This is a genomic window from Eikenella sp. NML070372, from assembly GCF_001648415.1.
In the GTDB taxonomy this organism is placed as follows: domain Bacteria; phylum Pseudomonadota; class Gammaproteobacteria; order Burkholderiales; family Neisseriaceae; genus Eikenella; species Eikenella exigua.
In genome coordinates, this window is the sequence record NZ_LXSN01000004.1 from 528,045 (window position 1) to 541,915 (window position 13,871).

Below are 13,871 nucleotides of genomic sequence, written 5' to 3' on the forward strand. Positions count from 1 at the left end.
CGCTGGGTGGGTATTTTCAAGCAGTCTCTTTCAGGTAGCCTTTGCGCAAATAGATATAGATAAGGCTACCTGAAAACTTCTGCTTACCCACTTCGGATATGGCTGAAGTCGCCGATTCTCCCTTGGTATTTAAGTAGGCAGCTTCCTGCAATATGCAGTAAAATCATGCCCAATTTTTGTTAAGCGCACAAACCGCCCAAATCACTTTTTGAAAGATACCAAAAAGCTATGAAAACCTCCGAACTACGCCAAAAATTCCTAAAATTCTTCGAATCCAAAGGCCATACCATCGTCCGCTCCTCATCGCTCGTGCCACACGACGACCCGACGCTGCTGTTTACCAACGCCGGCATGAACCAGTTTAAAGACGTATTCCTCGGCTTCGACAAACGCGCCTACACCCGCGCCACCACCGCGCAAAAATGCGTACGCGCAGGCGGCAAACACAACGACTTGGAAAACGTCGGCTACACCGCCCGCCACCACACCTTCTTCGAAATGATGGGCAACTTCTCCTTCGGCGACTACTTCAAACGCGACGCCATCCACTTCGCCTGGGAATTCCTCACCTCCCCCGAATGGCTGAACATCCCCAAAGAAAAACTCTTGGCGACCGTATATGCCGAAGACGACGAAGCCTACAACATCTGGCTGAACGAAATCGGTATGCCTGCCGATCGCATCGTCCGCATCGGCGACAACAAAGGCGCGAAATACGCGTCCGACAACTTCTGGCAGATGGGCGACACCGGCCCCTGCGGCCCGTGCTCCGAAATTTTCTACGACCACGGCGAAGAAATCTGGGGCGGCATTCCCGGCAGCCCCGAAGAAGACGGCGACCGCTGGATTGAAATTTGGAACTGCGTGTTCATGCAGTTCAACCGCGACGAACAAGGCAATATGAACCCGCTGCCCAAGCCGTCCGTCGATACCGGCATGGGCTTGGAGCGCATGGCGGCCGTGATGCAGCACGTCCACAGCAACTACGAAATCGACCTGTTCCAAGACCTGCTCAAAGCCGTTGCCCGCGAAACCGGCGCACCGTTCAGCATGGACGAGCCGAGCCTGAAAGTCGTTGCCGACCACATCCGGTCTTGCTCCTTCCTGATTGCCGACGGCGTGATGCCGTCCAACGAAGGCCGCGGCTATGTACTGCGCCGCATCATCCGCCGCGCCGTGCGCCACGGTTACAAACTCGGTCAGAAACAGACGTTTTTCTACAAACTCGTACCCGATTTGGTCAAAGCAATGGGCGACGCGTATCCTGAGTTGAAAGAAAAACAAGCGCAAATCGAAGAAGCCCTGAAAAACGAAGAAAGCCGCTTCGCCCAAACTTTGGAAACCGGCATGGCTTTGCTGGAAAACGCGTTGACCAAAGGCAGCAACAAACTGGACGGCGAAATCATCTTCAAACTCTACGACACCTACGGCTTCCCATACGATTTGACCGCCGACATCTGCCGCGAACGCAATATTGATTTGGACGAAGAAGGCTTCAACCGCGAAATGGACGCCCAACGCGCCCGCGCCCGCGCCGCGCAAAACTTCAAAGCCAACGCCCAACTGGACTACACAGGCGCGGACACCGAGTTCACCGGCTACGAAAAACGCAGCCAAGACACCAAAATCATCGCTTTATATAAAGGCAGCGAAGCCGTGGACGAACTCCAAGCAGGCGAAGCAGGCGTGGTCGTTTTGGAACAAACCCCGTTCTACGCCGAAAGCGGCGGCCAAGTCGGCGACGTAGGCTTTATCTTCGCAGGCGAAAACCGCTTCCGCGTCGAAGACACGCAGAAAATCAAAGCCGCCGTACACGGACAATTCGGCGCGGTCGTTTCAGGTAGCCTGAAAGTGGGCGATGCTGTATCCGCTGAAATCGACAACGACATCCGCGACAGCATCATGCGCAACCACAGCGTTACCCACCTGATGCACAAAGCCCTGCGCGATGTTTTGGGCACGCACGTCGAACAAAAAGGCAGCCTGCAAAACGCCGAGCTGACCCGCTTCGACATCTCACACCCGCAAGGCATCAGCGCGGGAGAAATCGCCGAAGTCGAACGCCGCGTCAATGCCGCGATTATCGCCAACGTGCCCGTCAAAGTAGAAACCATGTCTATTGAAGACGCGCAAAAATCCGGCGCCATGATGCTCTTCGGCGAAAAATACGGCGACTTCGTCCGCGTCATCACCATGGGCGACTACTCTACCGAATTGTGCGGCGGCACCCACGTCGCCCGCACCGGCGACATCGGCTTCTTCAAAATCATCAGCGAAGGCGGTATCGCCGCAGGCATCCGCCGCGTAGAAGCCATCACAGGCCTTGCTGCACTCGCATGGGCGCAAAACCAAGAAAGCCTGATGAAAAACATCATCGCCGAAGTCAAAGCCCAAACCGAAAAAGACGTACTCGCCAAAATCCAAGCCACCGCCGCAAACGCCAAAGCCTTGGAAAAAGAGTTGGCAAAAGCCAAAGCCGAACTTGCCGTCCACGCAGGCGCAAAGCTCTTGGACGACGCAAAAGACTTGGGCGCAGCCAAACTCGTCGCCGCCCAAATCGAAGCCGACGCAGCCGCCCTGCGCGAAATCGTTACCGATTTAACCGGCAAATCCGACAACGCCGTGATTCTTTTGGCGGCAGTAAACGACGGCAAAGTCTCCCTGTGCGCCGGCGTATCCAAAGCCCTGACCGGCAAAGTGAAAGCCGGTGACTTGGTCAAATTCGCAGCCGAACAAGTCGGCGGCAAAGGCGGCGGCAGGCCGGATTTGGCACAGGCCGGGGGGACGGATGCTTCCCAAGTCGGCGCGATGCTGGATTCGGTAGAAGGCTGGGTTAGAGAGAAGCTGTAATCACAAAAGAATGGGCTACCTGAAAGTGGGTTTTCAGGCAGCCCGCTCTATAACTTGCCATGTTCAAAACTTAATTAAATTTGATAAAACACGATACACTACTATTTTCTACTTTATGAAATAAAGGATGTAACCATGATTCAAACTGCCGCACAAACTACCGTAAAAGCCTTGTTAAGTGAAAACAACGGCGCAAAATACCATTATGTTATTCCGCCCTATCAACGCGAATATGCATGGACAAAAAACCAATGGGATAACCTGTTTGATGATTTGACCGATAACGATAAAGGTTATTTTCTTGGTTCGCTGATTTGTATTTTAGACGGTAACGTAGGGGATAGCATAGAAGTCACCGTTATTGATGGACAACAGCGTTTGACCACTTTGAATTTATTACTGCTCGCGTTGTATGAAAAAATCAAACCATTAAATTCACACAAAAAAGTGATAGAGAGTAGATCTTATCTGAGAGCGTACCTTGCATTTGAAACATATTTTCTTAACGATTCCGATGACAAATTACCACGCCTTACCCCGTCTATCCAAAACAACAATCAGGTAGATTATACGTATTTGGTACGCAAAATCGTGCACGGCAATGAGAGCAACAAACCGCAAAATTGTGGTAACCGCCGAATTATCAAAGCATTCAAGCATTTTCAAGACCGTATTGAAAACTATGCTGGCGATGATGTGGATACTTTGTTTGAACTGCTGGATAAAATCATAGCTGCCTGCGTGGTGCGGATTGATACGCAAGATGCGGCATCTGCATTTATTCTGTTTGAAAGTATCAATAACCGGGGCGTGCCGCTTACGCCGATGGATTTGATTAAAAACAGCATGATTAGCAGCCTGAAAAGCCAATCAGCCGAACAGACCAACGAAGAATGGCAGCAAATCATCAATAATCTGAACGACTATGACGTGCAAGTCCGCTATTTGCGCCATTTCTATCAGGCGTTCAAACCTGTCGGTTTGATTTGGGATAAAGATAAAGGTAAGGACAAAATTACCAAAAACGACCTAATCCAAACTTATACCGCAGTCATCAAGCAGCAGCCTGAAAACGTGCTGCGGGAGTTGACCGTAAAATCAGGAATTTACAAAGCCTTATCATTCCCAGAAAATATAACGGCAGACAGCACATTCATCCGTTATCAAAACAAGTTGATTGATTTGAAAAAACTTGGTGTCGCACCTGCCTATACATTACTGCTGTTTTTGTTTGACCGGTATCCGCAACAAGATTTCTCTGGTTTATTAAGCTATATAGAGCAATGGTTTATGGTGCGTCATTTAACCAATATTCCCGCAACCAACCGTACAGATGATATTTTTATTGCTGCCACAAAGACCCCAGCATGAAAAATATGATGAAGCCGCACTAATTTCCCAATTACAACAAGCTCTACCTGATACAGAATATATAAGACAATCTTTAGAAAACAAATATCTATATGAAGACAACGCTAATTTAACACGTTATATCTTGGTGTATTTGGAACAAAAACAACGAACTGCCGAAAATACGGTAGATTTTTGGGCAAACAACCATAAAGGTAAACCTATTTGGTCTGTGGAACACATTTATCCGCAAAAACCCAAAACGGGGGAATGGCCAGATGACTGCAAAGAATGGCTGCATTCGTTGGGTAACCTAACTTTATCTGCATATAACAGCAATCTGCATAACCACTCATTTGCCAAAAAATCGCAAGTAAATGAAAATGGCAAAGATATCGGCTTGAAAAGCGGAAATGTCAAAATTAACGATTACCTGCGTGATAAAACCGAATGGAATGCAGCATATATTAAAGGGCGCAGAGATACATTGATTGATCATTTTCTAAAGTCCCTACAAAAGTAACTTGCAAACATTACTGCCACACTACTACAAATCGACAGCTGAATCAGTAAACGGTCAGATTGGATGTTAGCTGTGGATGAAAACTGCAAAATTACCTAAAGTATTGGATAGTGAGGAAAGCTGAATAAGCAGTAAACTGAACTTGATTGAATAAAGGCTACCTGAAAATTTCAGGTAGCCTTTCCATACAAACAGCCTGCACTCTTCAAATTAGAGTGCAGGCTGTTTTGATGCCAACAACGTTACAGTGCGAGTGTGGTGAAGCAATACACAGTAATACCCGCAATAATCACATACACAATCGCATAAGGCATGGCCGAGCGCAGGAAGGCGCCTTCTTGGCCTTGCTGCTCGCAGGCGGCGGTGGCGATGGCGATGCTTTGCGGCGAAATGATTTTGCCGCCGGTGGCGCCGGCCGTGTTGGCGGCGGCGAGCCATGATTTGTTCATGCCCAGCTGGTCGGCCACGGAAGCTTGCAGTTTGCCGAACAAGATGTTGGAAGAGGTGTCGCTGCCGGTGGCGAACGTGCCGATGGCGCCTACCAGCGGTGCGACCAGCGGATAGAATGTGCCGGTAGCGTCCACCAAGCCTTTGGCAATCACGGCAATCATGCTGCTGTGGCTCATAATCGCGCTCATGGCCACCAGGCAGATGACGGTGATGCCCGAAGCCTTCATTTTCACCAAAGTCTGGCCCAAAATCTGGAACAGTTTGCTGGCGGAAACGCCTTGCACCAAGCCGCCGATAAACGCGCCCAAAAACAGCATCAAACCGGCGTTGGACAACCAGCCAAAGGAGAAATATTTGCCTTCCGCATAAATCGGCAGGTGGATTTTGCTCACCAGCGTGGATTTCAAAAACTCGCTGACGGGGCCGGACAGGGGGCTGTCCATGATGATGAAGAACAGGATGAAGCCGTACACCGCCCATGCTTTCGCCATTTGCCCCATGCTGATGACTTTATCGGTAGGCGTGGCTTTTTTCTCGGTCATTTTCGCATACAGCACGATGAAGACGATGCAGGCGATGCTGCCCAAGATGGCAGGCGTTTCCGCGCCGATGAAATAAGCGGCCACAAACTGCACGCCTAGCGACAATCCGCCTACCACGGTAGATAGGATAATATTGGGAACGATGTATTTTTTAGAGGTGTCGGTCAGCATTAAGATGACAAATGGCACCAAGAACATTAAGAATCCCAATTGAATCACCACGTCGCTGGCGATAGCATGGGTTTGCTCGGAAGTAACCGCAGAACCGAACACTTCTTTTGCTAGCGTAATCACGGGGATGCCAACCCCACCGAAACCGGTGGCTACGCTGTTGCCAATCAACGATACGAGCGCCGCAAAGCGCGGTGTAAAGCCCAAACCGATTAAGATAGCGGCTGGAATTGCCACTGCCGTGCCGAAACCAGCCATACCTTCCAACAGGCCGCCGAAGCCCCAAACAATCAGTAGAACTTGAATGCGTTTGTCGCTGGAAATATTGGTAAATTGCTGTTTAATCACTTCAATCTGTTTGCTTTCCAGTAGCACGTTGTAACTGAACAATGCCATCAGAATCACAATTAGAATAGGGAAAATGGCTTTCAAGACACCTTCGGCAAATGCCCAGCCGATGTATCTGACACTGTAGCCTTCCGGTGGCGTAAATCCGCTGATATTGGGAACGGCGAAAATGGCAATCAAAACAGCGGACAATGCTGCTAATATTGCGCTGTGATCGCCGCGCATTTTGAAGCCAATCATCGAAATAATTAGAAATAAGATTGGAAAGACAGAAAGGGCGATACTCATGATGTCTCCGTTATATGTCAATGAAACGCCGTAAAGACTGGGGGCATGAGGTACAGGTGTTGTTTGGGGGTGTGTAGCTGATTAAAACTTGGAGCGTGAGCGTTCTGGTTCGCAACAGGGCAAACGCCAAATTGCAGTCTTTAGCTTTGTAGGAGGAACTACAGGCTACCCGAAAACAGCTTTTGCTCTACAAAAAATGCAGATGGAAATGTCCGCGTGCCATTGTTTAATTGCTGCCAAAGCGGCCTGCATTCGGTTTAGCCGGAATTTCTGTTGTTTTGCTTTCAACAACTGGTGCAGCGATTTGGGCGCAGGTTTCATCAGTACATGGCTGTCTGTCCAGCTGAGCTGCTCGCCAGGGGCAGCCTGCGGAATTTGGTGGTCATCATGCCGAACATGCGGTAGGCAGTTTTGCTGAATAAAATGCCGTCAAATCCGCATCAAGCCAGTTATTTGCTCAAAGTGTACAAAGCGCCTTAGTTTTTAATTAGATAGGGCACAGTTTCATCGGGCGTGTGTTGTGCTTCTTTACACAGGCGCTATATCTGCTAGATAATCAGGATTTTCGGGGCAGCCTTCCAAGACGTGCCATACATGGTGCAGGCGGTAGGCAGGTCGTGGGTGGTTTCCGATCCCAGCAGATGCGGTAACAGGATTTTGCCAATCGGTCCGAGGTAAGCGGTGCCATGTGCCGAACCGCCGATATGGTACGGGCAGTGGTTCATGTAGGCGCTACAGCAGATACATTGCAGCGTGCGGTGTATCTGTTCTTAGGTGGGTGATACTTTGCCCGATACCGCTGTGCGGTATCAGGTTGTAGAGTGTCGGAACATCCGACAATTTGGCCACCACTTTTTCAATGGCGACGTGCGCATTACCCGCATCGGCCTTTACCATCGCCTCCCATTAGACGCAGTGTGCCGGTTTCGGTCATGGCAAAGTTCACACTGCTCAAGCCGATATCGGCGGTGTAGTAAATGTTGCACAATATCATGCGGACAAAGCCGGTGAGTTTGTCCATATCGTCGGACAGCTCTGTGCCGGTGTTTTTGTAGAGCAGTCCGTTTAGTTTTGTGGATGGCGGGCATCACAATGTGGGGGCGGCTTTCGTCGGCCATTTGCGCAATATATTTGCCCTAATCGATTTTCACCGCTTTAATGCCGCATTCGGCAAGATAATGGTTCAGCTCGATCTCTTCGCTCACCATCGATTTGCCTTGGTGGTGCATCACGATACTGTGGATAATGCAGCAGACTTCTTTGGGCATTTCCACCCAATGCACTCTCACACCCAGTTTGGTGAGATTGCTTTCCAGCTGTTCCAGCAAATCAGGCGTTTGGACAGCGAACGCTGGCGAATGTGCTTACAAAGGGTGCACAGCATCTGCAATTCCTGTTCGTCCGACAACACAATTTTGCGCTTGGTCATCAGCATATTCATTGCCGTGCACAGGATTTTGCACAAAGGTTTGTCGGTAAGGGCTTCGCGTGCGTTACTCACGATTTCCGTGACCTGTGTTTCTTTCAGCATGGTCACTTTATCGTTCATTATGTTGCCAGAAATGTCGGATTGTTTAACGGAGAATGTGCCGCCGAAGCCGCAGCATTCGCTTTCGTGGTCGTGCACGATGCGCTCCACGTTTTGCAGGCGTCAATCAGCTTCCAGCCTGTGATGTGCACGCCCATTTCGCGGCGTGCCGTACAGGAAGTATGCACCGCCGCTTTCACCGGCTCGCCCACGTCTTTAGGCTCGTAGCCGATGCCCACCAGAAAATTGGTGAACTCAACGCACGGCTGGCCAATTCGTTGGCGCGCTGTTCGTATTCGCTGCCTTTAAACAATTTGGGCCAATGGTGCTTCATCATACTGCCGCAAGAGCCGGAAAGCATAATGATGAGTAGTTTTCGGTGAATAAAGCGAGCTGGGCTTTGGCTACATTGAACGCCTCTTCGCAGTATCCCGATAGAAAATGCAGGTTGCCTGCAGCAGCTTTGTTCCATCGGATAATGCACTTTGATGCCTTGCTGTTCTAACAGCGTAATGGCATCCATACCTGCTTCCGGCATAAATAAGTCCAAAAGGCAGAGCCGAAAAATTAAACTTCGGCAGGCTTGCCGCCACTGTGTGTGTGGTGGTTTGGTTGGTGTTCATAATATGCTTCTTATTTCTTAATAATTTAGAGAAGCCGATGCGAGTCTTACCAACGGAAAATCCATACTACTTTAAGCGATATGCTTTTAGATGGTCAAGATGCTTGTGAAATTAGGGCTAATGCCAGACACCGTTGATATGGAGGAGGGTAGATTTGACGGATTTAAAGCACGAAATTCGTTATTATGCAAGGGATAGTAGAAACTTTTGTGTGGTCAATGAATTGCCCATGCTATTCGGTTGAAGGCTACCTGAAGGTTCAGGAGGATAGGCATAACAAAATGTCAACGTTGCCACGCCGATATTTCGCAATTCAAACAACAGTTTTATTTTTATTAATCGATTTTCGATACAAAAAGGCTACCTGAAAAGTCCCAGGTGGCCTTTGGTTTATAGCAGATTAACTTAACTTCCGATACAGCATTAGCTTACCTTACCGTGCTCTGTACTGTCTGCAGTTTGCTGCTTTGTATCAAAAATTAATTAATCTGTTATAACTGTGTCGGTAGCAAAATAGTTCAACTGGCCGGCATTATCGCGCAGGAATAGTACCCATGCGGCGGGTGAGGGAGGTGTGCGGCTCGTTGAACAGGCTGGCGTAATAGGTGGCGTTGGACATCACGCGTTTAACGTAGTCGCGGGTTTCATCAAACGGGATGGTTTCGGCATACACCGCGCCTTCGAGCGCTGTGGAGGCCTGCCAGTTGCGGGCGCGGCCGGGGCCGGCGTTGTAGCCGGCGGTGGCGAGTACTTCGTTACCCAAGCGATTGCGGGCATCACCTAGATACCAAGTGCCCATGCGAATGTTGCCTTCGATGGTATGCAGTTCGGCAGGGTCCATGCCGATTTTGCCGGCAATTTCGCGGGCGGTGGCGGGCATCACCTGCATCAGGCCGGTGGCGCCCACGCGGGAGCGCACGCCGATTATGAAGCGGCTTTCCTGGCGGATGATGCCGTAGGCCCAGGCGGGGTCGATATTGGCTTGGGCGGCGTAGCGGGTAACGCTGTCGCGGAAGGGGGAGATATAGCGCAGGTTGTAGTTGATTTGGCTGTGGGTTTTGTCGGCGGCATAAATGCCCATTTCGTAGAAACCGGCATCGTGGGCGAGCTTGGCGGCGGCGAGCAGGGTGGGTTCGTTAAAGCCGTCCACGGCATAGCGCCACTCGGCCTGCGCCTGTTTGCGCATATCCCAATCGCTGCTGCGCTGGGAGGCGCGGAATAGGCTGAGGGCGCGGGAAATTGCGCCGTCGGCGGCCACTTGGCCGGTTTGGCTGCTGCCGGGCTCGGCGGCGGTGTTGCGGGTGTTCACTTGGCCGCCGAGGGCTTCGGTGGCAAGCAGGGCATAGAAATTGCGGCCGGAGGCGGCGGCTTGGCGGTAGTGCTGCCGGGCTCGGGCGGAATCGCCGCCGGCGGCCAGGCTGCGGGCGAGCCAGTATTGCCAGGCGGGGTCGGCACGCAGGGTGTCGGGCATGGCTTCGATGATGTTTTGCAGATCGCTCCAGCGGCCGAGGCGCAGGGTGCTGCGGGCATACCATTCCCAGTGTTCTTTGCCCAGCTGGCTGCGGTCGGCGCGGTTGAAGGCGTCGAGCGCGGCGGGGAAGCGTTGGTTCAGCGCGTAGTGGTGGCCGAGCACGGCCCAGGCGAAGCCGGTTTGAGCCGGGCTGAGGCTGGCGGAGAGATTTTGCAGGCGTTGGGCGGCATCGGCCTGTTTGCGGGCGTTTTGGCCGATTACGCTGTGCAACAGGGCTTCACGGCCGCCTTGGCTGTCGGGCGTGGCGCTGGTGAGCGGTTCGGGCAGGGGTGAGCCCAAGGCGGCGGCCAGGCGGCGGGCGTCGCTGATTTGGTTGTTGGCCAACAGGCCGCGCACGCGCCGCCAGGCGGCTTCGGCAGGCAGTCTGCCTTGAGCGGCGAGCTGCTCGAGCAGGCGGTTGCAGCCTTCGGGCTGGCGGCCGAGTTCGGCCAGCACTTCTTGGGCGGCATTTTGGTTTTCCTGCCCGGCTAGCGCGGCATAGCAGCGGGTTTCTTTATCGCGGTCGGCGGGTTTCAGGTAGCCGTATTGCCGAACAAATTCTTGCCATTGGCCGTTGCGGCCGAGCTGTTTGAGCCACTGGTTGCGCAGGCTGTTGGCCATGGCGCTGGGCTGGGCTTGGGCGAGGAATTGGGCGGCTTGGCCGGCATCGCCCTGTTTGAGCGCGGCTTGGGCAGATTGAAAGAGCTGGTAGTCGGCCAGCACTTTGTCTTCGGAATCGCTGCGGCGGCCGCCGGGCAGCTGGACAGCGGCGCTGCTGTCGGCGTTGATGGGCTCGACCGGGGTTTCGGTTTGGCTGGAGCAGGCGGCGAGCAGGCCGGCGGCGAGGAGGGGGATGCTGTGCTGATATACAGTTTTTTTCATGCTTGATGTCGGCTTGGATAATTCGGAATGGCCTAAGGCTACCTGAAAGCGGTGGGGCAATGAAGCGGCAGGCGCGAACAGACGGCGGGTTTTACTGCTTTTTACGCAGGAAAAGATTTTCCGGTAGCCTGATAAAGGAGGCTGCTTGAAAACCAAAATGCCTCAGCCGCGCTCTACAGCCGCGAGAAATCCGGGCGCAGGCGGAGGAATGCACCGATGGGTTGATGGAACTGCTAGAGAAACTGGGCGGCTGAGGAATGCTTGGGTGATGAAGACCGAGACCTTTTCAAAACCACGGATTTGAGTGCGGTTCAAAGCAGCAGCATCGCAAATCATTTGGCTTTATTGGGCACAGATAATATGGAAATATTTTCAAGCATTCGAGAAACGTACCGAGAGGAAATATGCCGAAAACGGGATTTTACAAAGGTCTCAGGCTACCCTGAAATTTTCAGGTAGCCTTTTGTGTTTGGGGCTGCTCCACCCAAACAAGCTGCTCTTGCTATTGCCTTTCAGGTAGCCACCATTGTGGCGGGGTAAGCGGCTGTCGGATTCGAGAGCTTGGCCTACCTATCTTCAGCTTTTCAACAGCTTTATTTCAGGTAGCCCTCTTCCCGTTTGAGACTACCTGAAATCATCAAACGCTATTTGCGCCAATAGGCGGGGGTAAAAAGCATAAACACGGTGAAGATTTCCAAGCGGCCGAGTAGCATGACGATAGAGCACAGCCATTTTTGGGCGTCGGCTAGGTTGGCGTAGCTGCCGGCGGGGCCCACGCTGCCGAGGCCGGGACCAGCGTTGGTAATGCAGGCGGTGGTGGCAGTGAGGGCGGTTACGAAGTCGAGGCCGGTGGCCATGAGGGCGAAGGTAGCGAAGATGATGGTGAGGAAATAAACGGCAGTGAACACGAGCACGGTCATGGCGGTACGCTCTGCGATGTGCATACCATTGATTTTTACGGTGTGCACGGCGTTGGGGTGCAAGAGCAGCATCATTTCACGCAGACTGAATTTGAACAATACGATGGCGCGGATGGTTTTGAGCCCACCACCGGCGCTACCGGCGTTGGCGAGGATGTTGGCGAGGAAAAACATCCACAGGGATACGGGCAGCGGCCAGGTGGCGAAGTCAGTGTTGGCGTAGCCGTTGGCCAGGCCGATGGAGACGAAGTTGAAACCGACGTAACGCAGGGCGTGCGGCCAGTCGGCGTAAAAATCTTTGTGCCACAAATAGAGGGAGCATACGATAATGCTGGCAATTAGGGTGGTAATCATCACGCGCACTTCACTGTCGCAGCGATAGGCATTGAGGCTGCATTGGCGGAAGGCGTAATAATGATTGGTAAAGTTGATAGCAGCCATAACACTGCCAATGGTGATGATGATTTCGATGAGTGGAGAATTGAAATAGGCGATGTTTTGGTCGTGGGTGGAGAAGCCGCCTAGGCCGAGGCAGGACATGGCATGGCACACGGCATCGAGCCAACTCATACCGGCCAGGCGCAGGGCGAGGCAGATAAGGAGTGTGAAAAAAACGTAGATTAACCAAAGGTTTTTGGCGGTTTGGGAGATGCGAGGGGAAAGTTTGCTGTCTTTGTGGATGCCAGGGATTTCGACTTTAAAGAGCTGGGTGCCGCCCACGCCGATCATGGGCAGGATGGCCACGGCTAACACGATGATGCCCATTCCGCCTACCCAGTTGAGCAGATGGCGCCAGAAGTTAAGTGAGGGGGGGAAGCTGTCGAGGTTGGTGAAGACGGTGGCGCCGGTGGTGGTAAGGCCGGATATGGCTTCAAAAAAGGCGTCGGTGTAGCTGATACCGGGCAAATGCCAGTAGAATGGCAGGGAGGCGACCATGGCAAAGCCTACCCATAAAAGGAAGACGAGGGTGAAGCCGTCGCGGGCGCGCAGCTCGCGGTGGTGGCGGCGGGTGATGAGCCAGATGATGCCGGAAACGAAGATGGTGCCAGCGGCGGTGTCAGCAAATATCCAGAAAGCAGCATCTTGGTAGAGATACGATACGATGGTGGGCGCCAAGAGCAATAGCGAAAATACGAAGCCAAGGCGGGAGAAGATGTGGATGATGGGAGCGAGTTTGTAGTACATGGTGTGGCTTAGGTGGCCTGTGGAAAAGGATGTATTTTACTTGTTTTAACGGGGTGTTGTGGTGGCGGTTGAGGCTACCTGAAAACGGATACAGCGGTTTCAGGTAGCTTGCGGCATGAGCAAATGAGCGTGGGTCATAGCTAAAGCACTTATTTCTTATATACGACGTTAGCTTGTCTTGCCATACTTTTACCTATACTGTCTGCGGCTCGCTGCCTTGTATGAAGAAATAAGTGCTTTAGCTATAAGCGCGTTTCGGGTCATTGGGTCGCAGTTCGGCCGCCAGTTTATCCAAAATGCCGTTGACGAATTTGTGGCCGTCGATGCCGCCGAAGGTTTTGGTGACTTCAATTGCCTCATTGATGATCACGGGGTAGGGCGTTTCCGGCATATCGCGCAGCTCGAAAGCAGCGGCCAGCAGCACGGCGCATTCGATGGGGCTGAGGTCTTTTTCGTCGCGGTCGAGCAGCGGGCGGATAATCTGCATCAGCTCGCGGCGTTTGGCCTGCACGCCGAAGAAAATGGCGGTGAAGAGCTCGTTGTCGGCCTTGGCGAAGTATTCGTTTTCGCGGATATTTTTGGCCACTTCGGTATCGGGCAGTTGGTTGAGCGCGGCCTGATACAGCGCCTGCACGGCAAATTCGCGCGCGCGGCGGCGCGGGGTGCGGTTTTTCGGTTTCATTACTTGGCTTTCTGAAATC

The 13,871-nt window shown here is 52.3% G+C and carries 8 protein-coding genes and 2 pseudogenes; 3 read left to right on the forward strand and 7 right to left on the reverse strand.

The features are described from left to right. The first annotated feature begins 228 nt into the window (after nt 1-228). From alaS to A7P97_RS04395, 3 genes are all read left to right on the forward strand, one after another. Nucleotides 229-2,850, forward strand: coding sequence for an alanine--tRNA ligase (gene alaS / locus A7P97_RS04385; protein WP_067530543.1), 2,622 nt, complete (start codon nt 229-231; stop codon nt 2,848-2,850). 135 nt (nt 2,851-2,985) lie between these two features. Beyond that, nucleotides 2,986-4,221 carry a DUF262 domain-containing protein gene (locus A7P97_RS04390; protein ID WP_067530544.1) on the forward strand — a complete coding sequence of 412 codons (1,236 nt, stop codon included), beginning with the start codon at nt 2,986-2,988 and terminating at the stop codon, nt 4,219-4,221. Further along, nucleotides 4,184-4,723, forward strand: a complete 540-nt coding sequence (locus A7P97_RS04395) for an HNH endonuclease family protein (RefSeq protein WP_082887598.1) — start codon at nt 4,184-4,186, stop codon at nt 4,721-4,723. Before A7P97_RS04390 ends, A7P97_RS04395 begins: the two co-directional genes overlap by 38 nt. Nucleotides 4,724-4,965: 242 nt before the next feature. On the opposite strand, the gene A7P97_RS04400 is transcribed toward A7P97_RS04395, so the two are convergent. From A7P97_RS04400 to nusB, 7 genes and pseudogenes are all read right to left on the reverse strand, one after another. After that, nucleotides 4,966-6,522 (reverse strand): L-lactate permease, encoded by a 1,557-nt coding sequence (locus A7P97_RS04400; protein WP_067530546.1) that lies wholly within the window; start codon nt 6,520-6,522, stop codon nt 4,966-4,968. Nucleotides 6,523-6,789: 267 nt separating this feature from the next. Beyond that, nucleotides 6,790-8,053, reverse strand: a pseudogene (locus tag A7P97_RS10670) (LUD domain-containing protein); the annotation flags it as partial. Between the two features lie 18 nt (nt 8,054-8,071). Continuing rightward, a pseudogene (locus A7P97_RS11025) lies at nt 8,072-8,161 on the reverse strand ((Fe-S)-binding protein); the annotation flags it as partial. An 85-nt stretch (nt 8,162-8,246) separates the two neighbouring features. Next, on the reverse strand, nt 8,247-8,573 hold the full coding sequence (locus A7P97_RS11030; protein WP_369799519.1) for a hypothetical protein: 327 nt from the start codon (nt 8,571-8,573) through the stop codon (nt 8,247-8,249). A 632-nt stretch (nt 8,574-9,205) separates the two neighbouring features. Beyond that, complete coding sequence (locus tag A7P97_RS04410; protein ID WP_067596320.1) at nt 9,206-11,065, reverse strand: lytic transglycosylase domain-containing protein; 1,860 nt, start codon at nt 11,063-11,065, stop codon at nt 9,206-9,208. A gap of 644 nt (nt 11,066-11,709) precedes the next feature. Next, the gene (locus A7P97_RS04415; protein WP_067439319.1) at nt 11,710-13,170 is read right to left on the reverse strand and encodes a TrkH family potassium uptake protein; all 1,461 of its coding nucleotides are present in this window, start codon (nt 13,168-13,170) and stop codon (nt 11,710-11,712) included. 238 nt (nt 13,171-13,408) lie between these two features. After that, nucleotides 13,409-13,852, reverse strand: coding sequence for a transcription antitermination factor NusB (gene nusB / locus A7P97_RS04420; RefSeq protein WP_067530548.1), 444 nt, complete (start codon nt 13,850-13,852; stop codon nt 13,409-13,411). Between the last annotated feature and the right edge of the window lie 19 nt (nt 13,853-13,871).

Excerpts from the sequence above, each read along its gene's own strand:
- A7P97_RS04395 (WP_082887598.1), top strand. The coding sequence starts at position 4,184 with ATGATATTTTTATTGCTGCCACAAAGACCCCAGCATGAAAAATATGAT.
- A7P97_RS04390 (WP_067530544.1), top strand. The coding sequence starts at position 2,986 with ATGATTCAAACTGCCGCACAAACTACCGTAAAAGCCTTGTTAAGTGAA.
- A7P97_RS04410 (WP_067596320.1), bottom strand. The coding sequence starts at position 11,065 with ATGAAAAAAACTGTATATCAGCACAGCATCCCCCTCCTCGCCGCCGGC.
- A7P97_RS04415 (WP_067439319.1), bottom strand. The coding sequence starts at position 13,170 with ATGTACTACAAACTCGCTCCCATCATCCACATCTTCTCCCGCCTTGGC.
- nusB (WP_067530548.1), bottom strand. The coding sequence starts at position 13,852 with ATGAAACCGAAAAACCGCACCCCGCGCCGCCGCGCGCGCGAATTTGCC.
- A7P97_RS04400 (WP_067530546.1), bottom strand. The coding sequence starts at position 6,522 with ATGAGTATCGCCCTTTCTGTCTTTCCAATCTTATTTCTAATTATTTCG.
- alaS (WP_067530543.1), top strand. The coding sequence starts at position 229 with ATGAAAACCTCCGAACTACGCCAAAAATTCCTAAAATTCTTCGAATCC.
- A7P97_RS11030 (WP_369799519.1), bottom strand. The coding sequence starts at position 8,573 with ATGGATGCCATTACGCTGTTAGAACAGCAAGGCATCAAAGTGCATTAT.